The organism is Gardnerella sp. Marseille-Q9691, from assembly GCF_046507715.1.
Lineage (GTDB): Bacteria > Actinomycetota > Actinomycetes > Actinomycetales > Bifidobacteriaceae > Bifidobacterium > Bifidobacterium greenwoodii.
In genome coordinates this window covers 490,410-512,970 of the sequence record NZ_JBKFXI010000001.1, presented here as the reverse complement: position 1 = coordinate 512,970, position 22,561 = coordinate 490,410, and the positions used below count along the sequence as shown (strand labels likewise).

Genomic DNA, 22,561 nt, shown 5'->3' with positions numbered 1-22,561 from the left:
TCTTTTGTAAATCGGAGTCGGCATAATACTAATTCGCGTAAAATATTGCGTAATACTATTAATCTTCAATCCTCAATTTTTAAGGGTGATTATGGTTGTTAAAAGAAAGCCGCTAGTCGCAGGTAATTGGAAAATGAACTTCAATCACCGCGAAGCAACGCATTTTATACAAAAATTTGCGTGGCTTTTGCGTGACGCGCACTACGACTACCGCGATTGCGAAGTGGCTCTTATGCCTTCTTTTACTTCTATACGAAGCGTGCAGGTTCTTGTTGAGTCTGATCGTCTGCCAATATTGTACGGAGCGCAAGCAGTTTCCGTTACTGCTCAAGGCGCTTTTACAGGCGATGTTTCTGCAGATATGCTTGCTAGTCTTGGATGCTCAATGGTTATTGTTGGGCATTCTGAGCGCCGAAAGTATCATCCGGAAGACGATGCGAATATTGTAGACCAGGTGCGTGCGGTTCTTGCTGCTGGAATGACTCCAATTTTGTGCGTCGGCGAAAGTTTTGAGGAACGCAAGCAGGGTATTGAGCTTGATTTTGCTGTTGGTCAGGTTCATGACGTAACGCGCGATTTGGACACAAAACAAGCTAAGCGCTTGATTATTGCTTATGAACCTGTGTGGGCAATCGGCACGGGCATGGTTGCTACTGCTCAGTCGGCGCAGGAAGCGGCGTCTGCTATTCGCGAAGATTTGCGCGCAACTTTTGGAAGTGACGTTGCGGATACTGTTCGTATTCTTTACGGCGGATCTGTGACTTCTTCCAACGCTGCAAGTCTTATTGCTGAGCCTGATGTTGACGGATTTTTGGTTGGCGGAGCTTCTTTGGATGCAGAGGAGTTGTCGAATATTGTGCGACTCACCGCAGCACAATCGCGTCTATAGGTCAACGGTTCTTATTAAGATTAGTCGGGTACTCTAAGACAGGAGGTTACTTGTGTCCGCTCTGAAAATCGTTTTGCAGGTATTGCTTGTGCTTACTAGCATTTTGCTCACACTGTTAATTTTGATGCACAAGGGCAAGGGCGGCGGCCTTTCCGACATGTTCGGCGGCGGTTTAACGAAGAACGCCGGTAGTTCTGGTGTTGCAGAAAAGAATTTGAACCGTTGGACAGTGATTATTGCACTGATTTGGGTTGCGGTAATTGTTATTTTGAACTTAATGACTAAGTTCTCACTTATCTAAGTATTCTTTTAAGCGCGTAGTCGAAAGATTGCGCGCTTTTATTTTATTAAAACGCATTGTGTTGATTGTGCGCGCATTAAACATTGAGGTACGTATGCTTCGTTTTTCTCCATCGCTCATTATTGCCGATCTTGATGGCACTATGCTTCATGATTCACAAACTTTTGAAGGCAGATATTTAAGCCAAGAAACTGTTAGCGCTGCTAAGCGTTTGCGCGAATCTGGTATTCCGCTTGCTATTATTACGGCTCGTCCTGTTGGAAGTGCTTTTGATTTTGTTCACGATTTGAATGCTCAAGTTTGTGCGTATCTAAACGGTGCTCTTATTGATTTTGATTGCGCGCATAGTACTATTAGTGATCTTACTTCGCAGCGAAGCATTGATACTCTTACTCGCTTTGGTTTTGACTCTAATCTTGCTGCTGATGTTTGCTTGCGATTGCTTGATAAAATCCCTACGCTCCGTCTTGGTATTGTGATGAACGACGTTCGTTACACTAATTTTGATGTTCGTATGCTTTGGAACGAGCAGGATTTTATTATTACCGATTTTTCTAACGTTCCGCACGGCATTGCAGACAAAATCATTATTGTGCCGCGAGATTGCGAGAAGGAGCAGCTTCAGCGTATTCTTCCGAGCGATTTTTCATTGCATATTAGCGAAGACGTGTTGTGGATGCTTACGAATCCTCTTGCAAACAAAGGTCATGCTTTGAACGTTATTTGCGATCGTCTGGGTGTGAAGCCTAGCCGTACTGTTGTTTTTGGCGACGATATTATTGATATCGATATGTTTCGCGCCGGAGGATACGGTGTTGCGGTTGCGAATAGTAACCAGCGTTTGCTTGCGATTGCAGACGAGATTTGCTCTTCCAACAACAACGACGGCGTTGCTAACTGGCTTAATTCAAACCTTTTAGTAGATTGCGAATAACACACCTTTCGTTACTGGTGCAGTTTGCTTTCTGCGTTAATAACGGTGTTGTGCTTATTATCGTTACTAGTGCAGTATGCTTTCTGCGTTAGTAACTTTTGAAGGTACAGCGCATATGTACCTGTGCTTATTGCATATTAGAGTAGTAAAATGCTGATTTTGGGGTAAATTTGCGAAATAAAATTGTCGATTTTGGGGTAAATTACGGTAATAAAAATTGTCGATTTTGGGGTAATCTGCTAAAATAAAATTGTCGATTTTGGGAAGAAAGGCGGAATTGCAATGGTTTACGAAGGTAATACATCATCTAAAACTCAGCGTAACCTCATGCGACAATCGTCAGACGCAGCACGTAGCGAGTCGCGTAGTGAAACACGTAGCGAGTCGCGTAGCAAATCAACCCTCAAATTCCCACGCAAAATCTACTCCGAAATGCTCGCCTGGAAGCGTGAGTCCAACGGTAAAACAGCGCTGCTTATCGAAGGCCCGCGTCGCGTAGGCAAATCGACAATCGTAAAAGAATTCGTCCAAAATGAATACGAAAGCTACATTATTGTTGACTTTTACACCGCATCGAAAGAAGTAAAGGAACTCTTCGACGATCTTTCGGACGTAAACTATATTTTCTTGCAGCTGCAACTAGCGTACAAAACAAGCTTAAAAGAGCGAAAATCTTGCATTGTTTTCGACGAAGTACAGCTTTGCCCCAAAGCGCGTCAAGCCATAAAAGCTTTAGTAAGCGACGGCAAATACGACTATATAGAAACCGGTTCGCTAATTTCTATTCATAAAAATGTTAAGGATATTCTTATTCCGAGCGAAGAACACAAGTTGAAAATGTACCCAATGGATTATGAGGAGTTCACTCGAGCGCTTGGTGATGAAGTTACGATTCCGCTTCTGCGTAAACTATATGCTTCTAAAAAGCCAATCGGTCAGGCTGCATACAGGAAGATTCTGAGAGATTTTCGTCTTTATATGCTGGTTGGCGGAATGCCGCAATCTGTAGAAAGTTATATTGAAACTAACGATTTTAGTGCTGTGGATCAAGTGAAACGAGATATTCTTTCACTTTATGAGGATGATTTTAGGAAGATTGACGCAACTGGTAAAATTTCCGCGATTTTCGACGCTATTCCGGCACAACTCATGTCTAACACGTCGCGATACCACGTTTCTAGTGTTCTTGCTGGGAAAGGTGCGGATGATATTCTTGAGCAACTCGCACAGCTAAAGGATTCCGGAACCGTTCTCATTGCGAATCATACTTCTGACCCTTCTGCAGGAATGGCTCAATATAAGGATTTGACTAAATTTAAGCTTTTTCTTGCGGATACTGGATTGTTTATTACGCTGGCTTTTAAGGATAAGTCGTTTACGAGCAATGATATTTACGCGCGATTGTTGAGCGGTAAGTTGCAAGCGAATCTTGGGTACGTTTATGAGAATATGGTTGCACAAATCTTGAGTGCGCATGGGCACGAGTTGTATTATCACACTTTTGCGGAGGATCTGATTGACGAAGGCGATTTAGCAAGTGGTGATGGCACAAGTGTTGGTGCTGCGATTAGTACGGAAAAGCGTGGCAGGAGCAATTACGAAATTGATTTTTTGATTGCGGAAAATAATAAAATTGTGCCGATTGAAGTGAAAAGTTCTGGCTATAAAACTCATGCTTCGCTTGATGTTTTCTCGCGCAAGTTTTCTTCGCGTATTGCGCGCGAGCTGCTGATTTACACTAAAGACTATCAGTGCGTTGGTGCGATTGAATGTTTGCCGATTGTTATGGCTGAGTTTCTGTGATCGCGACGACCTGACTGAGAGCTGCTGTTGAGCATTTGCAGTAAGTTTCCTTGGCATTTGTTTTCTAGCGTTACCGTTACTTTCTCAGTTGGTTTACTGAGTTTTTAACGGTGTTTTGCTTATTACTGTTATTTTCTTAGTTGGTTGACTGAGTTTTTAACGGTGTTTTGCTTATTACTGTTATTTTCTCAGTTGGTTGACTGAGTTTTTAACAGTGTTGTGCCCATTACCGTTATTTTCTCAGATACTTGACTGCGTTAGTAACGCTGTTGCGTGGCTCGCATCATTTTTTGGCGGTTGGAGTATATTGGTCTTTGTAAAGAGAGCATATGAGGCGCCAATAAAGAAGGTGCCGGCAAAGAAGGTGTGTTATGGCGTTTTGTATACAGTGTGGTAGCGCTCTTGAAGATAATTGGTCATTTTGCGAAAATTGTGGCGCTCCAGTAAATAATCAGCCTGCAGATTCGCAGCCTCAGTTTGTCAATCAACCGGAATACCCGCAGCTTCCGTACGATTCTTCGCAAGATCCTTCGCACAATCTTCCGCAAAATGAAGACCGCAAAAATCGCGAAAATAGCGAAAATAGCGAAAATAGCGAAAATCGCGAAGTACACAAAGTAGATAAAACGAGGGTAATAATAGCAGTTGTTGTTGCTGTTTCAATAGTTATTGCTGCTGCTCTTGGCACATTTCTTTATTTTGAGCTTAACAAAGTTAAGCTGCCGAATGCTTCTGAATTTGCGCGCACAAGCATTACAAAAATGACTAAAAAGCTCGAAAAGCAGGGCTTAAGCGTAAGAATTAAAGGCGAATTTAACAAGCGTAAGCGCGGAAGTTTCTTAAGACTTGACGGTACGAATCCTGGAAATTCAGTGCTTAAATTTATTCCTGTTACGATTGTTCAGTCCAAAGGCCCGGGCGTGCCATCTGAAGGCATAGTTGGCAAAAAAGTTGGTTCAGTTACTAAGATTCTTAAAAAGATGGGCGTGGAAGTAAAAGTCCACAATGTTGTTGTCGATAATAAGCCGACTGGGGAAGTGATTGGCTCCGAGCCTATGCCAGGCTATTCCGTTATAAATGGTAATAAGGGCGTTATCAATCTTGCCGTCGCAAGCAAAAACAAGGGTATTCCTGTAAATATATTCGGCATGGATAAAGATAAAGCCAAGGAAAAGCTCAACTCTCTTGGTTTTAACGATATTACTTTAAAGCCTCATTTTGCGTCTAAAAAAATGATAGGCAAAATTATGGGAACTTATCCTTCGCTTGGATCGCAATTTACTGGAGGTCATATTGATCTTCTCTATGGCGTTGACGCGTCTGGCGCAAGAACTGCTATTGCAACGGATATGAAAGGTAAGTCTTTAGAGTATAAAAAGGGCAATACAAAACTACAAGTTATAGGATTTATGGAGCCTTTGCTTGGAACTTGGTGCACTAAATCCGGTGACTGCATAAATTTGGGAGCAACAAATATTTATACTCCTAACGAATATCAGAAGGAAACACGCATCTATACTATAAACGGGTATCCGGGTGATGATTTTAGTTCGTCATTTGACCGAATATTACGTAGCTACACTCCCAATACGCTTGAAATGTCAACAGATAATTTAATGCAAATGATTCTAGACGTTATTTCTTCTGCGTCAGTTACTAGTGGAGAAAAGCTTGATCCGCATATGAAGGATCTTATGCATAATCATCTTATAGCTGGAGATACTGGCGCTATTGAATTTTATCAGTCGCTTGGTGTGCCTTATTGCGGTGATGATTTGTATTTGTTGCCTATTTTAGATCAAAAAGTGTGTGAAGCTGGTCATCTGAAGAATTACGATGGCGATGTTCTGTCTCTATTTATGGATTTGCACAATCATAAGAAGTGGACCGGAATGAGCTATAGAATGACCGATTTCTTCGTTGCAATTCCGGTGAATGCAAAACTTAATGAGCTGGAAAGTAGCGGATATTTTAAAGGCAAAGGTAAAACGCAGCCTGATCCTAACCGTCCGTTTATTTTGCGTAGGGATCCGAAGCTGTACAAAGAAACTGTTGTGCCGTTTGATGGCGAGTATTCTACCTCAGATAATCCGTTTGTGCCGACTAGCAAGCATAAGCCTGTGCCGTTTGCGCCTGCGCCGGATGATAGCAATGCGTACTATCTTGTTGAGCAGCCGTTTGATTGGAGCTCGCTTAAGTAGCGAATCGACGGTTTGTTTGGGTGACCACAAACGTGAGATGATGCTCGCGCTCTAAGCGCTCGCTTACGAAACTCGCGTGCGCCATCGCAACGTTTTAACCAAATCTCGCTGGCGAACTCTTTCTGGCAAGTAATCACCGTTACTTTCTCAGTTGGTTGACTGAGTTTTTAACGGTGTTTTGCTTATTACCGTTATTTTCTCAGTTGGTTTACTGAGTTTTTAACGGTGTTTTGCTTATTACCGTTATTTTCTCAGTTGGTTGACTGCGTTAGTAACGGTGTTTTGCTTATTACTGTTACTTTCTCAGTTTATTAGCTGAGAAAGTAACAGTGGGTAGATTATTTTATTACGATTGATAAAAACACAAAACAAAAACCGCACCTGCGCAGGTTTTAATCCATACGCAAGGTGCGGTTTTCGTTATTTAGCAGTTTCGCTGATTAGCAGTTTCGCTGATTAGCAGTTTCGCTATCAGACGATTAGCAAAATCAGGCGTTTACGCGATCGATGCCGGACTGTACGTCAGCAATCACGGAATCCCAAGACTTGATGAAGGCGGCAACACCGTCGGCCTCAAGCTTGTCGGTAACGTCCTTGATGTTGATGCCAAGCTCAGCAAGCTTGTTCATAACAGCGTGGCTCTCTTCGTAAGTGCCCTTAACGGAAGCAGCGCCGTTGCCGTGATCAGCAAGAGCGTTCAAAGTCTTTTCTGGCATGGTGTTCACAACATGCTCAGCAACCAACTCGTCAACGTACTTGCAGTCGGAGTAAGCTGCGTTCTTGGTGCCGGTAGAAGCCCAAAGTGGACGCTGCTTCTTAGCGCCCTTAGCTTCGAGGGCAGCCCAGCGTGGATCAGCTGCGAACTTCTTCTCGAAGAGTTCGTAAGCCAAGCGAGCGTTAGCAACAGCAGCCTTGCCTTCAAGAGCCTTAGCTTCAGCGGAGCCGTTAGCTTCGAGGAGCTTGTCAACAGCGCTATCAACGCGGGAGACGAAGAAGGAAGCTACGGAACCAATGTGCTTCAAGTCGTGGCCGTTAGCATCTGCCTGAGCAATACCTTCGATGAAGGCGTCGATAACCTGCTCGTAGCGCTCGAGGGAGAAGATCAAGGTTACGTTCACGGAAATGCCCTTAGCAAGGGTAGCGGTGATAGCTGGAAGACCTTCCAAAGTTGCTGGAATCTTGATCATAACGTTTGGACGATCAACCTTTGCCCAAAGCTCTTCAGCCTGCTTCTCAGTGTTAGCAGTATCGTGAGCCAAGCGTGGGTCAACTTCGATGGAGACGCGGCCGTCAATGAAGTCGGTCTTTTCAGCGATCTCGCGGAAGATATCGGTTGCGTTACGAACATCGGTGGTGGTCAACTCGCGGATAGCGGTTTCAACGTCGACCTTGCCGAGTTCCTTAAGCTGTGCATCGTATGGGCCAACCTGGCTCAAAGCCTTCTGGAAGATGGATGGGTTGGTGGTAACGCCAACAACATTCTTGTTAGCAATCAAATCCTGCAAAGAGCCGGACTCAATGCGGGTGCGGGACAAATCGTCCAACCAAATAGAAACGCCGGAATCGCTAGTGCGCTGCGTTGCTTCAGTCATGTTATCTCCTTAACACTGTGCTCCACCAATTGGGGCACGTCGGTATTTTGGCGTTTTTACAAGAAACAGCGGTTGATGTCGAACCAACGGTAGCTCGGCATCAACACGCCGTCGCTGTCTCTTGTGAAGTGTTTCGTTAGCACTTCTAGTTTTGTGACATACCAATTTTATTTTGATACATCAAGCTTTATTTTGCTTACTTGCTTTTTGCCAAGCTATCTTAGGCGCGAGCTTCTTCGATAGAAGCCTTAGCAGCTTCTACTACGTGCTCAGCAGTAATGCCCAAGTCGATCATGTTCTGACCGCCGTCACCCTGCAAGCCGTACTGTTCAATAGAAACAGCCTTGCCGCAATCGCCAAGATACTTGTACCAAGGCAATGCCAAGCCAGCTTCGATGGAAACGCGAGCCTTGACGGACTTTGGAAGGATTGCTTCCTTGTACTCTTCGTCCTGCTCTTCGAACCATTCGAGGGATGGCATGGAAAGAACGCGAGCCTTAATGCCTTCAGCAGCCAAAGTCTTGGCGCCGGCAACAGCCCACTGAACTTCGGAACCGGTTGCCATGATGATTACGTCTGGAGTGCCTTCGCAATCAACCAAAACGTAAGCGCCGTGCTTCACGCCTTCGCGAGCCTTTTCAGCAGTCTCAGCGAGGGTTGGAACGCCTTGGCGGGTCAAAATCATGGCAGTTGGGTAGTTGTTCTTCTTCTCGAAGAAGTAGCGGTAAGCTTCAGCAGTTTCGTACTCGTCTGCAGGGCGCACAACCTCAAGCTGAGGAATAGCGCGGAAAGCAGCCAAGTGTTCGATTGGCTGGTGAGTTGGACCATCTTCGCCCAAAGCTACGGAATCGTGGGTCCAAACGTAGAGGTTTGGAATCTCCATCAAAGCAGCCAAGCGAACTGCTGGGCGCTCGTAGTCGGAGAACTGGAAGAAGGTGCCGTTGAATGGGCGAGTGTCAGAACCAAGCAAAATACCGTTGGTAATAGCACCCATTGCGAACTCGCGCACACCGAAGTGAAGCTGACGGCCGTGCTCGGAAACGTTTGGCCAAGTGCGGGTTGCGTCTTCGGATGGACCGAAGGAGTCAGCGCCCTTAATGTTGGTGTTGTTGGAGCCGCCCAAATCAGCGGAACCGCCCCAAAGTTCTGGCATAACAGCAGCAATTGCGTTAAGAACTGCGCCGGAAGCCTTACGGGTAGCGACCTTAGAGCCAACTTCGAATCCAGCAACCAAGTCGTCAATAGCCTTGTCGAAGCCTTCTGGAAGCTTGCCAGCCTTAAGACGCTCGTAAAGAGCAGCCTTATCTGGGTTAGCGGCAGCCCACTTTGCAAGAGCTTCATCCCAAGCCTTGTGAGCAGCCAAGCCGCGCTCTGCAACCTTGCGAGCGTGAGCCAAAGCTTCTTCGTCGATTGGGAACGAAACTTCTGGGTCGAAACCGCAAAGTTCCTTCAAGCCCTTCACAGCTTCTTCGCCAAGCTTGGAGCCGTGGGAAGCTTCGTTGTCTGTCTTGCCTGGGGTTGGCCAAGCAATCAAAGTATTAACCTTAATGAAGTGAGGCTTGTCGGTAACTTCCTGAGCCTTTTCAATAGCAGCAGCCAAAGCCTGAACGTCTTCCTTGTAGGAGCCGTCTGGCTGGATGAAGCTAACTTCATCGGTGTACCAACCGTATGCACGGTAACGAGCAAGAATATCTTCAGAGAAGGTGAGCTTAGTGTCACCTTCAATCTGAATGTGGTTTGCATCGAAGATTACGGTCAAATTGCCGAGCTTCTGGTTTCCAGCCAAGGAAGCAGCTTCAGAAGAAACGCCTTCCTCAACGTCGCCTTCGCCGCAGATAACCCATACCTTGTGATCGAATGGGGAAGTGCCGGCTGGAGCTTCTGGGTCAAGAAGACCGCGCTCAAAACGCTGGCCGTAAGCGAAACCAACAGCAGAGGCAAGACCCTGGCCGAGTGGGCCGGTGGTCATTTCAATGCCTGGGGTTAAGCCATACTCTGGGTGGCCTGGAGTACGCGTGTCAGCGCCGCCACGGAAATACTTGAGATCGTCAAGAGTCAAGCCGTAACCAGAGAAGAACAACTGCACATATTGCGTAAGCGAAGCGTGACCGCCAGAAAGAATAAAACGATCGCGGCCGGCCCACTTTGGGTCAGCAGGATCGTGCTTAATGAAGTGCTGGTACAGGGTGTACGCAATTGGTGCCAATGAAACAGGGGAGCCAGGATGTCCGTGTCCTGCTCGCTCAACAGCATCAGCCGAGAGAACCTTCGCCATCTTTACGGCGCGCTCGTCTAATGCAGACCAGTTGAAATCGGTCATGTGATCTACTTTCCTTCCAATAATCCGGGTTTTTAAGCACAGCTTACGCTGGCTTTTTACCCTCTCATTGCCCTTCAATCCTATCTTTCGCGCGCGACGAATATGTTACAAAGTGTGTCAAAAGTTTGCTTTTATGTTCTGTTGAGAGTTTGCTTTTGAGTTCTGCTAATAGTTTGCTTTTATGCTCTGTTGAGTGCTAAGAAATAGACTATTATAAGAATATTAGAAATACTAAAAAATATTAGAAATATTAGAAATATAAATATTAAAAATATAGTATTTAGACGTATTTGTTATTTATAAGGAGCGGTAATGCAGTCACGACGCATGATGATTTTGCGCGCAGTTGTGGAGGATTATATTCGTTCTCAAGAGCCTGTTGGTTCTGCAGCTCTTGCAAAGCATCACCAGCTTGGAGTAAGTTCTGCGACTATTCGTAACGATATGTCGGCTTTGGAAGAAGAAGGCTACCTTGTTCAGCCGCACACTTCTGCAGGACGCATTCCTACCCAAAAGGGGTATCGCTATTTTGTTGACGGCATGGCTGCTATTATTCCGCTTTCTGAACCTCAGCGTCGCGCTATACGAAACTTTTTAAGCGGATCTGTTAGTTTGCAAGATACTTTGCAGCGTTCTGCGCGTCTTCTTGCAAGTATTACCGGTCAAGTTGCTCTCGTCGCATCTCCAGCATTATCTAAATCAAAAGTAAAAAGAATTGAGATTGTTCAAGTATCGTCTTCTATGCTTCTTGTTGTTGTAATTACAGACGCTGGAGGCGTAGCCCAGCACATGATTCAAGCTTCTAACATAAATCCAGACGACTTATTGCATTTAGTTAATATGGTTAACGAGTGTTGCGTTGGAGCGTCTCTTTTAGATGCTTCTAAGCGCGTTTATGCTCTCGCAAATCGTAAGGATTTAGCGTCAGCTTTGCAAATTATTAGTCAGCTTTCTAGCGCTTTAAAAGAAATGCACGACGGAGAACACACTCACGACTTGTATATGGCTGGAGCTTCCCAACTTGCGCATAGGCAAAGTATTGGCGATTTTGCTTCTCTTTTTGACGCGCTTGAAGAGCAGGCTGTTATTATGCGACTTATGACTTCGCTAAGCGAGGAAGCAAGCGATTGCGAAAGCGGCGTTAGTGTTGCAATCGGCTCAGAAACGCACACTCCGGGCTTGCTTAATGCTTCTGTTGTAACAAGCGCTTACGGCTACAATGAAGATTCTGATTCCGCGTTTATTGGCTCAATCGGCCCTACTCACATGGATTATGCGGCAACGATGACGGCTGTTAAAGCTGTTGCGCGATACCTTAATTCGTTTATATCCGAAAATTCTTAAAAATTAGCTGCATTATAGCTGGCTGTGCCTTATGCAAAAATAATTTAGGAAAAGGTAAAAGGGGAATTAATTGACTGACTACTACAAGATTTTAGGTGTTGACCATAACGCTAGTGACGACGAAATTCGCAAAGCCTACCGTAAGATGAGCCGCAAGTATCATCCGGATATTGCAGGCGCTGAGTTTGAAGAAAAGTTTAAGGAAGTAAACGCAGCTTACGACGTGCTTTCTAATCCAGAAAAGCGTCGAATGGTAGATATGGGAGTCGACCCTAACGATCCTTCTGCTGGAAGTGCCGGAGCTTCAGGCGCGGGCTTTGCAGACATGGGCATGGGCGATATTTTCAGCCAGTTCTTCGGTGGCTCTTTTGGAACTTCTCAAGGACCAATTTCTAGGGTTCAGCCTGGTGAGGACTCTTTAGCTGAAGCTAAGATTGATTTGAAAACGGCTATTTTTGGCGGAAATGTGAGCGTTCGCATAACTGCTTTTGGAGTGTGCCAAGATTGCAGCGGTTCCGGTTCTGCCGACAATGCTGCTCCTGAACAGTGTGATCAATGCCACGGTTCTGGCTTCTGCCAGAAGGTTGTGCGCACAATGCTCGGCCAAATGGTTTCTTCAATGCCTTGCGACAAGTGCGAAGGTCACGGCACAATTATTAAAAATCCGTGCCAAAATTGCCGTGGTCGCGGACGAGTGCGCGCGGTTCGCGAAGTTGGTGTGAACGTTCCTGCAGGTATTCGAGATGGCAGCCGTTTGCGTCTTGCTTCTCAGGGTAGCGTTGGCGAGTGCGGCGGCCCTGCTGGAGACTTGTATGTTGATATTCACATTCGCGCCGACAAGCAGTTTACGCGAAATGGCGACGATTTGCATTGCTGGATTACTGTTCCTATGAGCTGGGCTGTGCTTGGTCACGATGTTGAAATCGAAACTTTTGATGGCCCTCAAAAGTTTGAAATTCCTGCTGGATGTCAGAGCGACGACACTGTAACTCTTGAAAATCTTGGAGTTACGAAGCTTCGTTCTAAAGATCGCGGCAATATTATTGTTCATGTTTTGGTTCAGATTCCAACGAAGCTTAGTGCAGAAGAGCGTTCGCTTATTAGTAAGTTTGCTAATTTGCATGACGGTGACGTAAAGCATGTTAAGCAAAATTCGCTTGACGAGCAGTCGGGTGAGCGAAAAGGCTTCTTTAGTAAATTAAAGGAAGCTTTTGCTGGATAATTTTGCTGGATAATTTTGCTGGATAATTTTTGCAGGCTGATTTTGCCGGTAGATTGTTTATGATTTTGCAGGCGAATTTTTACGTCTATTAAAATAGTAGAGGAAATATGGCATTACCAATTTTGTTTGCAGGCACTCCGGAAGTTGCCGTTCCGTCTCTTCGTGAGCTAGCCAAAGATAGTGAGCATTTTGACGTTCGCGCTGTTATTACTCGCCCGGACGCTCCAACCGGTCGCGGCCGAAAGCTCGTTCCAAGCCCGGTAAAACAAGCTGCTCTTGAGCTAGGCTTGCCAGTAATCGAAATTGACCCTAGTAAAGACGAAGCTAACTTCCTTAATAAGCTTGCCGAAACTGGGGCTAAAGCTGCGGCGGTTGTGGCATACGGCAAGATTTTGCGACAGAACGTTTTAGACGCGTTGCCGCTCGGCTGGTACAATCTTCATTTTTCGCTTCTTCCGCAATGGCGAGGTGCAGCTCCTGTTCAGCGCGCAATTTGGGCTGGGGATGATATTACGGGCGCTACTGTTTTTCGCATTACGCGCGGCATGGATTGCGGCCCTATTTTGGCGCAGTTTACTACGAAAATTGAGCCTCACGAAAATTCCGGCGATCTTCTTTCTAGGCTTGCAATCGACGGCGCGCCTCTTCTTGCAGCATCTCTTCGCGGCATGGAAACTGGCGAAATCGTGCCAGTTGAGCAGGATCAGACTCCTCAAGAAGTTGCGCAAAAAATCACGGTTGAAGATGCTCACATTGATTTTCATGCGCCAGCTTTTGCGGTTGATCGTCAAATTCGCGCATGCACGCCAAATCCTGGCGCGTGGTGCGAGCTTCATGCGGACGACGAGAATAACGCAGATCCGATTACTTTGCATGTTCTGCGCGCAAAGCCTGCAGACGCTAACGATCCGCATTCTGAAGAATTGATGAAGCTTGATCCTGGGAAATTGCTTGCCGGCAAAAAGCAAGTTTGGGTTGGCACTTTAAGCGGCGCGCTTGAGCTTTTGGAAGTAAAAGCGCAAGGTAAGAAAGCTATGAAAGCGGCCGATTGGGTGCGCGGAGCAAGGCTTTCTGCCGAAGCATACTGCGCATAATTATTGTGCATAAAATTATGAGCATGAACTTTTCTTCTCTGTTGCCAACTTTAGCCAAGCCGGGGCTTTTGGTTATGGATGTTGATGCAACTCTTATTGAGGAAGAAGTTATTGATTTACTCGGTGCAGAAGCTGGATGCGGCGATGAGCTTTCTGCGATTACAGCGCGCGCAATGCGTGGCGAAATCACTTTTGACGACTCCTTGCGTTTGCGCGTGAAGATGCTTCGCGGCCTAAACATTGACGAGTGCAAAAAGCATATTATTCCCAAAATTCACGTAACTAAAGGCGCGAATGTTTTAATTGACGCGCTTCATGCGCACGGTTGGAAAGTTGGGGAAGTTTCTGGCGGTTTTCACGAAATTTTGGACGAATTGCTGCCGAGTTTGAATATTGATTTTTGTGTGGCTCACCATTTAGAGGCGATTGACGGCAAGCTTACTGGCAACGTTCTAGGAAATATTGTTAATGCTAACGCAAAAGTGGAAGCGCTTCGAGCTTGGGCGAGTGATCTTGGTGTTGAACGCGAGCAAACTGTTGCCGTGGGGGATGGGGCGAACGATATTTCAATGATTAAATTCGCTGGATTAGGCGTGGCTTTTTGCGCAAAACCAGCGGTTCAAGCGGCTACTCCTTATCGTATTCTTACTCGCGATTTAAGCTCTGTATTGCGTTTTTTGAATGCGAATTAATGCATTTATAGAGCGAAAAGTTGATGAATGTACATAAGCAATGTAAAATAATGAAGCAATGATTAAAGATTAATGATTAATGATTATTTTTGTGAAAGTTCTGTAGCTTTTATCCACAGAGCATAAATGTGTTGGTAAATCTTTCTATTGATGAGTAAAATAACAGTTAGTTTTTGAGAGAAAAGTGTGCGTGAACGCAGAAGATTCGGGAATTTAAGTTGAAATTCGCGCACGAAGGTAGGGAGTGTAAGTTGAATTTAAGAGAAGTTGCGCTTGAAGTTGCGCGTATTTTGGAAGACGTTGGTAAGCACGCGTATCAGGATCAATTAAGTCCTCAAGATATGACGTCGATTGCATTGGGAGATCCTATGCAGTCGGAGTCTGGTTTTGGTGATAAGCTCGTGCGCTTTATTCAAAACCGTTTAACGTACGTGAATCCTTTCCAAGGTTTTTGGCGCACTAGGCCGGAGCATTGCAATCCGGGAGATCGTTTTTGGTGCGTTGGAAACGTTGACGGCGCTATTAATTTCAACCGAGACATGGCAGAGTGGACTCTTACAGTTTCGCTTTTTGAGTTTAACGATGAAGGTTCCGCTCGCCCTGTGCTTGGCGTTGTGCACGCTCCTGCATTGGGATTAACTTATTTGGCTGCAAAGGGCCAGGGTGCTATTCGCATTCGTAGAACTCCGCAGGGAGAAAAGCGCGAGAAGATTACTCCTTCCACAACTTCTACTTTGCAAGGATCTGTTGTGTGCTACGGAATGTCTTATATACCGGGCGAGTCTAAGCGCGCTCTTGACGTAGTTGCTTCTGTTGAAGAAGGCTGCCCTGCGGATATTAAGCGCATTGGGCCGGCTTCGCTTGACTTGTGCAAGGTGGCAGACGGCACTTACGACGCTTACTTTGAGCCTCATTTGCACCAGTGGGATATTCCAGCCGTTTCTGCTGGAGCTGTGGTTGTGCTAGAGGCGCAGGGTCAGGTTTGCCAGTGGGATGGAAGCCCCGTTCATTGGCGACGCGAAAATGACGTAGTTGCTTCTAACGGTTTGCTTATTAACGAGTTAAAGCCGTATCTTAAGTAAGCGTAAACTAATTTTCGCATGGATAACGCAATATTAGTTTTGCTCTAAAAGTAGCAAAAATCACATATAAAAATGCTTGAAATGTATGAATTTTTGAGTAAAATACCCCTTGTGCTGGTTTCAGATTGCTAAAAATCTGCTGTGCTGAACGCATATTAAAACGTTGGCACGGTGATTTAGCAGTATGATATTACTAATTGATAGGAAAAACGCTAATTTGCCGAGTTTGATTTAATACGCAAAATCTCTCGGTCGAATAAACGGAGTAAAAGAAATGATGAAGAAGAATAATATTAACGCAAATAGTTTCGCTGATTTACTTAAGTCTGCTAAGAGTACGTCTTATGCGCCACTTTCTAAGAGTGTGTGCGCTGCGATGCTTGCCGGCGCTATGGTGCTTGGGGGGGGGGTATTCGTTTCTCCTGCGCCTGCGTATGCTGATGGCTATGTGAGCCCTGACGGAAACAATATTTACTACGGTTACAAGTCTGACGCAGATTATAGTAAAGACCGCATTAAAATTGAAGTTCATTATTACAATAATCCACAAGATGCTGAAAACGATGACGTTTCAAAGCAAGATCCTCTTGGCAAGTATGTGCATGTAAAGTACACTGCAAATCTTAATAAAGATGGACAATTTGATAAATGGGCATTCCGTCCAATGTGGTGGTACGGTGTTCCTAAAGGTTTACAAAACGTACACGATATTAGATATGGACGTTTTGAAGAGCTTACAAGTGGCGGAAGCAAGCACATTACTCCTGGTGTAAAAAAAGATTCAGATAAAAGTATTAGGTTCTTAGATACTCCAAAAGATTGGAAGGGCATTTCCAACTTCTATATTACCGATCCGCACAAGCTTGCTTCTATGAATGGTTTGAAAACGCTGCTTGGCATCGATGGCGGTGATAACAAAGGTTACGATAATACGGGCAATACCGCAGGCAATTGGAAAGATTTTTATGATGCCACTAATGGTATGCAAAGCATGTTCGTTGATTGGGAGTCTGCAGGTAAGCGTTTTTATCAAATGACCTACGTTGCAGAACTGACCGACAAAGCATGGAAAGAGCGCAATGAGCATCCTTTGCGTTTTGCTGCTGGCGTTTACCGTTTTGCTGGTAACTGGCATATTGCTACTGGTCAGATTCATCGAGTTCCAAAGATTGCGGATCATTTGAAGGTTCAGTATCCAACACAGACCCCTGTTGCGAATGTTAACTCACTGACTACTGAAGAACAAGACAAAGTTAAGGCAGCGATCAATAAGGCCAATGAACAAACTCCACACTTCAAGGATTTGCTTGACGGAAATGCTGATATAACAGTTGGTGCAGACGGTACAGCAACGCTTAAGTTCAAAGACAATACAACTCTTACCATGCCTGGTAATTTGCTGGTTGTAGAAGAGAAAAAAGACAACGTTAAGTTCCCACCTATCTATCCTGCACCGATGGGCGTTGTCAATCCGCAGAAGTTAAGCACTGATGATCAAAACGCGATTATTGCTGCGTTTAAGAAAGAAAATGCAGGCAAAGACTTTTTGAACAAAGTTTCTAAGACAGATTCGGATGTTTATAAGTTTGATAACGATAAACAAACGCTTACTATTACTTATACTGATGGATCTACAATCACAGTTCCTTATTCTTCTTTGGTGTATCAGGGCGCAAAAATCTCCGATTGGGCGCCTTACGTTGTGCCAGATCCAATTGATGTTGTAAATCCTTCAAGCTTAAGCGAAACTGAAAAGAAACAGGTTACTGACGCTTTCGATAAAGCAAACGCCGACTTGGATGTCTATACTAAAGCTAAAAAGGACGGCAAAACTCCTGTAAGCTTTGATAAAGACTTCAAGAACGCTATTATCACTTGGGCTGATGGCTCTACTAGCACAATTCCTTCATGGCAGTTCTTAAAGAAGAAGGCTGCTGCTCCAACACCTCAGCCACCACAACCTGCTGTAACTAAGAAAGAGTTTAAAGTAACTCCTACTAGAATTGTGGATGTAAACTTCAATCCGTTCAAAACTACTCAGCAAGAAATAACTACTGGAGCTAATAATTCACAGCTTACAAGTATTAAGAGTATGTTAGCTGGTTATGCAAAGGATGCTGAAAGTGGTAGTGCAGTTAGCGGTGTAACTGTTGAATATGGTGTCGATTCCACTGGTGCTGGCACAGTCACTTTTAAAGCAGACGGCTACAACGATAAGACTTATCCGATGAGCATGTTCTTTAAGCAGAAAGCTAATAATCAAACGTCTCAGACGCCTTCTACGGAAACTAAGAAATATACCGATCCAGATTATCCGGACAATACCTTCACATATAAGGTGACAAAGACGGAGATTGATGGGGAAACCCCAACTCATCAAGAAGCTGTAAAGGCACTAAAGCAATTTGTAAAAGACAATTACAATAACGTATCTGATGATGAACTAGCTAATGTCACTGAAAGCGTTAATGTTAAAACAACCTGGACTCCAAAGCAAGGTACTGTGAATATGGGAGCTTGGGATGGCACAGCTAATACTCAACCTGTAAAATCTATACAGCTGATTGGTAATGACATCCAAGTGAATGGTCACCAGTGGATGGAAGATGAAGGTTGGTCTGCTGGTATGCAAGGGACGTTGTTTACCATCGAAGCTAAAGATTTGTATGTTAAAAAGAGCGGTGCACAGCATCAAGACAACACGCTTGACAATCTAAAGAAGCAAGCTAAGGAACTTTTGGCAAAGCGCAAAGGTGAGGGTCTTAAAGACTCTGATTTTGCTAAAGCTGGTATTGATAACCCTTCAAACTTGAATGACGGTACCATCAATGGCATGAATGAGAAGCAGCTTCGTGAGCTTATTCGCAAGCTTACCGATGCCACAAAGTCTGTGTATAAGTACAATACAAATCCGTACGGGGTTGATAATCCAACGGCATCACCGACTGACGATGATTTCCAAGCTGCAGTTAAGCAATTCTTGCATGCAAATTACGACGATAGTAAAGCAACTGAAGCTAATAAGATTGATAATCTTACCTTCCTTGCTCCAAACACTGCAACTCTAACAGGTAAGGGTTGGACTCCAAAGGCAGGTACTTCCTGCTTGGAGCTTAAGTCAGATTCTGCAACGTATGGCATTACTACTGTGAGCATGAATAATGATGACAGCGCGAGTGCTGACTTTAAGAATGGCGATACTGTTCTGTTCACGGTATCTAAAGATAAGCTCTACAAGAAGAAGGCAGCTCCTGCGCCAACTCCATCAGCTGAAGACCTCGATAAGCTCAAGAAGCAGGCGGAGGAGATTATTGATCGTAATCCAAACTTGACTCCTGAGCAGAAGAAGGCATACAAGAAGCAGATTGAGGATGCTAAGGATCAGCCTAGTATTCAAAAGATTCTGAATGAGGCTAAAGAACAGGGTAAAAAGAATAAGAATAACACTGATCCTGAGGTTCAGAGAATCATCAACAACAATAAGGGCGGTGGCGACGAAAAGAAGCAGCACGAGCTTGATGCCGCTAAAGAAGCTGCCAAGAAAGCTATCGACAACCTTCCTAATTTGTCTACTGATGAAAAGAATGCTCTTAAGACTAAGGTCGATAAAGCAAACAGCATTGATGGAGATAATGGCGTGAATAGCGTTGTTGATGAAGCTAAGAAGCTCAGTGAGCTTAATACCGCTAAGAAGGAAGCTAAAGAAGCACAGCTTTACTTCCTTGATCACGGTAAGGGTGGAAAAGATGATTCGTCTGATCCAAACCACAATGAGGACGCTGCTCTCAACGAGTTGCTTGGCACTAAGCCTGCAGAAGATTCTGCGCTTAAGACTTTGGCTGATAAGCTGAAAGCAAATCCTGCATCTGCATCTGAAATCCGCGATGCTCTAAATGCTGCTAAGCGTGCTAATGCGGTTAACGAGCAGAATGCCAAGAATGCTGGTATTGCGAAGCTTGAAGCTAAGAAAGCAGAGCTTGTTGCGGCATATAATGCATTGACTCCTGAACAGCAAGCGAACGCTAAAACTTCATACGATGCTGCAACTAAAGCAATCGATGATGCTAAGAACACTGTTAACAGTGCAACAAAGCCTTCTCAAATCAAGGCTGCTGTTGATGGCGTAGATACTAAGATTGAGGCTGCGAATGGAGACATCAAGAAGAATACGCCTAAGCGCGATACGACTGGCAACACCAACGATCCTGATGCTAAAGCTTTCGAGAAAGAGAAGAATGACGCTAAGGGCGAGATCGATAAGATTCCTGGCTTGTCTAAAGAGGAAAAAGACAAGTATAAGGATCTGATTGACCACTCTACTCATAAGGGTGATCCTGAGGCAATTGTCAATCAGGCTAAGAAGCACAAGAAGATCGAAGCTGCTCTTAAAGCTATTGACAACTTCGAGCATTTGAACAATGCTCAGAAGGAAGCTTTCAAGAGGATTATTGAAGATACTGATGCTTCTGATCACAAGAACGCTGACGGAACAACTTCTGACGACATTGACGATGCGCTTGCCAACGCTGCAAACACCGATAATGCTATGGCTCGTCTTGAAGAGCTTAAGAAGAAAGCCAACGACTTTAAGAATGAGCAAGGTGGCAAGTATTCTAAACTTGACTCTACAAAGCCTGATGAAAAGAAGCAGAAGGATGATTTCGATAATTATCTTAAAGATGCAACAACTCTGACCACACCTGATAAGGGCGATGCTAAGGGTGCTGCTGAAGTCAATACTTTGTACAACGACCTTCTTAAAGCAATGCGCGCTATTGATCCTGATGCCAAGAGCGCTGGTCTTAAGACTGATGCTCTAAGCAAGGAGATTGAATCTGATAAGAAGTTCAAGCCAAGCGAAACTGAACCTAAGACCCCGGGCAATGCTGTTTACAACACGTCTTCTAAGGCTAAGAAGGATGAGTTTGATAAAGTGTTGGGTGAGGCTCAAACGGTTTTGAATGCTGCCAAGACTGCTGATACTTCTACTGCAGATAAAGAAGCCGCTGAACAGAAAGAAATCGATGCTGCACTTGACAAGCTTGTGAAGGCTCGCCTTGCTTTGGATGGTGTTGACACAACTGATTTGCAAAAGGAGATTGATAAAGAATCTGCAACTACTTCTTCCGATGCGTATAAGTATGATTCTCAAGAAAAGCAGAATAACTATAATACGGCTCTTCAAGAGGCTAAGGATCTTATCGATAAGCTGACCGGTAAGAAGCAGGCTGGCACAGATGATCATCTTGACACCAAGGAGAATAAGCAGAAGGCTTTGGATAAGGCTCTTGCAAAGCTTAAGGCAGCTGAAGAGGCTCTTAAAGGCAAGAAACCAATCGAGCCAACTCCAACCCCAACTCCAACGCCTTCTGTTGATAAGTCTCACTTGCAGCAGGGCATTGACAATGGTAGCGATGTTCATAATTCGGATGAGTACAATAATGCTCCTTCGGATAAGAAGCAGGCTTATGATCACGCTTTGGATCACGCTAACGAAGTGAATAAGGATCCGAATGCAACTCAGGATCAGGTGAATCAGGCTGCTGAGGATTTGAAGAAGGCTGAGAATGATTTGAAGCCAACTCCAAGCCCGCTTCCAACTCCTGTTCCTGGTGGTCATGAGGATTCTGGCTTTGGTGTGAATGATAATGCCCCTACTACTGTGGATAAGGGCGAGTTGAACGTTCAGATTGATAGTGCTGAAGCTGATTCTCAGCCTGGTAATGCTGGAGCTGGCAACAACAACGCTGGTAACAACAATGCTGGCAACGCAAACGCCAACGCTGCTAACGCCAACAATAATGCTGCTAATGGCGCAAATTCTGCTGCTGTGAATGCTGCGGTTGAAAATTCGCCGGCTGTGAAGCAGGCTGATGCTCAAGTGGCTCAAGCTCAGGCGGCTTTGGACTCTGCTCTGGCTGAAGCTAAGAAGGTTGCGGCTGATCCTAACGCAACTCAGGCTCAGGTGGATGCTGCAGCTCAGAAGCTTTCTGCTGCTCGTAAGGCTTTGGCGTCTGCTAAGGCTCATGCGGCTCAGGTGCGTGCTTCTGTGCGCGCTCAGGTGTTGAAGCGTGGTGTGTCTCAGCTTAGTAAGACTGGTAGCAACGTGTCTGTGATTGGCTTGCTTGCTACTGTTGCTGCGGCTGGTGCTGCGTTCTTCGTGAGCAAGCGCCGCGGTGTTTCTCGCCACAGCAACAACTAGGCGATAGGCTGCAAAGCCTGCAAAGCATGTAAAGCCTTGCTGCTTTGCCAGACAATAAATAAATAAATAAATAAATAAATACTTGCCCCACTTCGCATCTTTCTTCACTCCGCGAAGTGGGGCATTTTCGTATGCGAATATTTTTATTTAACACGAATTGAAACAGTCACGAAAATATGGGAGAATTGCCACATGACTACAGTTATTATGCATACTTCTGAAGGCGATATTAAAATCAACCTGTTTGATACCAAAGCGCCTGAAACCGTCAAAAATTTCGTTGGCTTAGCTACCGGTGAGCGCGAGTGGCTTGACCCATTCAGTGGAGAACCTTCGCATGAGCCATTTTACGATGGTTTAACTTTCCACCGCATTATTAAGGAATTTATGATTCAGGGTGGCTGCCCACTTGGTAACGGAACTGGCGGACCTGGCTACGAGTTTGACGATGAAATTGACGCATCCTTGAAGTTCAACAAGCCTTATTTGCTCGCTATGGCAAATGCTGGAAAGCGCCGCGGTCGTGACGGTCGTTTGCATGGCACTAACGGCTCGCAGTTCTTCATCACAACCGTTCCAACTCCATGGCTTGACGGTCATCATACGATTTTCGGCGAAGTTGCGGACGACGAGTCGAAGTCTGTTGTTAATAAGCTCGAGTCTGTAGCAACCGATCGCTCTGATGCTCCTCTTGAGCCTGTTGGCATTATTTCTGTTGAAGTTTTGTGAAGCTTAAGCTGGTAAATAAATCAGCAATAAAAAAGCGAGCTTTATAGTTAAGCCCTGCAAGATTCCTTGCAAAACCTAGCTATAAAACTCGCTTCGGTTGTTCAACCTTCTTCTGTTATGCATTATCCATTGTAAGTATTTTATTCATTACTTTAA

14 protein-coding genes are annotated in these 22,561 nt (G+C 44.9%); 12 read left to right on the top strand and 2 right to left on the bottom strand.

The genetic code is table 11. The annotated features are described in order from the left end of the window. Nucleotides 1-91: 91 nt before the first annotated feature. The 5 genes from tpiA (at nt 92) to ACLD6A_RS02075 (ending at nt 6,128) form a co-directional block, all read left to right on the top strand. Nucleotides 92-889: a triose-phosphate isomerase gene (gene tpiA, locus ACLD6A_RS02095; RefSeq protein ID WP_004137410.1), complete on the top strand. Its 798-nt coding sequence runs from the start codon at nt 92-94 to the stop codon at nt 887-889. A 52-nt stretch (nt 890-941) separates the two neighbouring features. Beyond that, on the top strand, nt 942-1,190 hold the full coding sequence (gene secG / locus ACLD6A_RS02090) for a preprotein translocase subunit SecG (protein ID WP_004127207.1): 249 nt from the start codon (nt 942-944) through the stop codon (nt 1,188-1,190). A gap of 94 nt (nt 1,191-1,284) precedes the next feature. Beyond that, nucleotides 1,285-2,124, top strand: a complete 840-nt coding sequence (locus ACLD6A_RS02085; RefSeq protein WP_410313439.1) for an HAD hydrolase family protein — start codon at nt 1,285-1,287, stop codon at nt 2,122-2,124. 432 nt (nt 2,125-2,556) lie between these two features. Next, nucleotides 2,557-3,927: an ATP-binding protein gene (locus ACLD6A_RS02080; protein WP_029600205.1), complete on the top strand. Its 1,371-nt coding sequence runs from the start codon at nt 2,557-2,559 to the stop codon at nt 3,925-3,927. Nucleotides 3,928-4,298: 371 nt separating this feature from the next. After that, nucleotides 4,299-6,128, top strand: coding sequence for a PASTA domain-containing protein (locus ACLD6A_RS02075; protein ID WP_410313438.1), 1,830 nt, complete (start codon nt 4,299-4,301; stop codon nt 6,126-6,128). Between the two features lie 488 nt (nt 6,129-6,616). Here the strand turns inward: ACLD6A_RS02075 and tal are convergent, their stop codons facing one another. Further along, nucleotides 6,617-7,720: a transaldolase gene (gene tal / locus ACLD6A_RS02070; protein WP_410313437.1), complete on the bottom strand. Its 1,104-nt coding sequence runs from the start codon at nt 7,718-7,720 to the stop codon at nt 6,617-6,619. 220 nt (nt 7,721-7,940) lie between these two features. Beyond that, complete coding sequence (gene tkt, locus ACLD6A_RS02065; RefSeq protein ID WP_019261077.1) at nt 7,941-10,040, bottom strand: transketolase; 2,100 nt, start codon at nt 10,038-10,040, stop codon at nt 7,941-7,943. 327 nt (nt 10,041-10,367) lie between these two features. On the opposite strand from tkt, the gene hrcA reads away from it, so the two are divergent. The 7 genes from hrcA (at nt 10,368) to ACLD6A_RS02030 (ending at nt 22,405) form a co-directional block, all read left to right on the top strand. Beyond that, complete coding sequence (gene hrcA, locus ACLD6A_RS02060) at nt 10,368-11,384, top strand: heat-inducible transcriptional repressor HrcA (RefSeq protein ID WP_410313613.1); 1,017 nt, start codon at nt 10,368-10,370, stop codon at nt 11,382-11,384. A gap of 70 nt (nt 11,385-11,454) precedes the next feature. Then, nucleotides 11,455-12,606 carry a molecular chaperone DnaJ gene (gene dnaJ, locus ACLD6A_RS02055; RefSeq protein ID WP_410313436.1) on the top strand — a complete coding sequence of 384 codons (1,152 nt, stop codon included), beginning with the start codon at nt 11,455-11,457 and terminating at the stop codon, nt 12,604-12,606. Nucleotides 12,607-12,713: 107 nt separating this feature from the next. Next, nucleotides 12,714-13,700, top strand: a complete 987-nt coding sequence (gene fmt, locus ACLD6A_RS02050; RefSeq protein WP_410313435.1) for a methionyl-tRNA formyltransferase — start codon at nt 12,714-12,716, stop codon at nt 13,698-13,700. Nucleotides 13,701-13,717: 17 nt separating this feature from the next. Further along, a complete protein-coding gene (gene serB, locus ACLD6A_RS02045; protein ID WP_410313434.1) occupies nt 13,718-14,392 on the top strand; it encodes a phosphoserine phosphatase SerB in 675 nt (224 codons plus the stop codon). 251 nt (nt 14,393-14,643) lie between these two features. Then, nucleotides 14,644-15,474 (top strand): inositol monophosphatase family protein, encoded by an 831-nt coding sequence (locus ACLD6A_RS02040; protein ID WP_004137393.1) that lies wholly within the window; start codon nt 14,644-14,646, stop codon nt 15,472-15,474. Between the two features lie 277 nt (nt 15,475-15,751). Then, entirely contained in the window at nt 15,752-21,676 is a 5,925-nt protein-coding gene (locus ACLD6A_RS02035) for a sugar-binding protein (RefSeq protein ID WP_410313612.1), read from the top strand. Nucleotides 21,677-21,868: 192 nt separating this feature from the next. Then, nucleotides 21,869-22,405 carry a peptidylprolyl isomerase gene (locus ACLD6A_RS02030; protein ID WP_410296124.1) on the top strand — a complete coding sequence of 179 codons (537 nt, stop codon included), beginning with the start codon at nt 21,869-21,871 and terminating at the stop codon, nt 22,403-22,405. Nucleotides 22,406-22,561 lie beyond the last annotated feature (156 nt).

Bases quoted from the DNA above. Each gene is read 5' to 3' on its own strand.
- tpiA (WP_004137410.1), top strand. From the start codon at position 92: ATGGTTGTTAAAAGAAAGCCGCTAGTCGCAGGTAATTGGAAAATGAAC.
- ACLD6A_RS02085 (WP_410313439.1), top strand. From the start codon at position 1,285: ATGCTTCGTTTTTCTCCATCGCTCATTATTGCCGATCTTGATGGCACT.
- ACLD6A_RS02080 (WP_029600205.1), top strand. From the start codon at position 2,557: ATGCTCGCCTGGAAGCGTGAGTCCAACGGTAAAACAGCGCTGCTTATC.
- ACLD6A_RS02075 (WP_410313438.1), top strand. From the start codon at position 4,299: ATGGCGTTTTGTATACAGTGTGGTAGCGCTCTTGAAGATAATTGGTCA.
- tal (WP_410313437.1), bottom strand. From the start codon at position 7,720: ATGACTGAAGCAACGCAGCGCACTAGCGATTCCGGCGTTTCTATTTGG.
- tkt (WP_019261077.1), bottom strand. From the start codon at position 10,040: ATGACCGATTTCAACTGGTCTGCATTAGACGAGCGCGCCGTAAAGATG.
- hrcA (WP_410313613.1), top strand. From the start codon at position 10,368: ATGATGATTTTGCGCGCAGTTGTGGAGGATTATATTCGTTCTCAAGAG.
- fmt (WP_410313435.1), top strand. From the start codon at position 12,714: ATGGCATTACCAATTTTGTTTGCAGGCACTCCGGAAGTTGCCGTTCCG.
- serB (WP_410313434.1), top strand. From the start codon at position 13,718: ATGAGCATGAACTTTTCTTCTCTGTTGCCAACTTTAGCCAAGCCGGGG.
- ACLD6A_RS02035 (WP_410313612.1), top strand. From the start codon at position 15,752: ATGAAGAAGAATAATATTAACGCAAATAGTTTCGCTGATTTACTTAAG.
- ACLD6A_RS02030 (WP_410296124.1), top strand. From the start codon at position 21,869: ATGACTACAGTTATTATGCATACTTCTGAAGGCGATATTAAAATCAAC.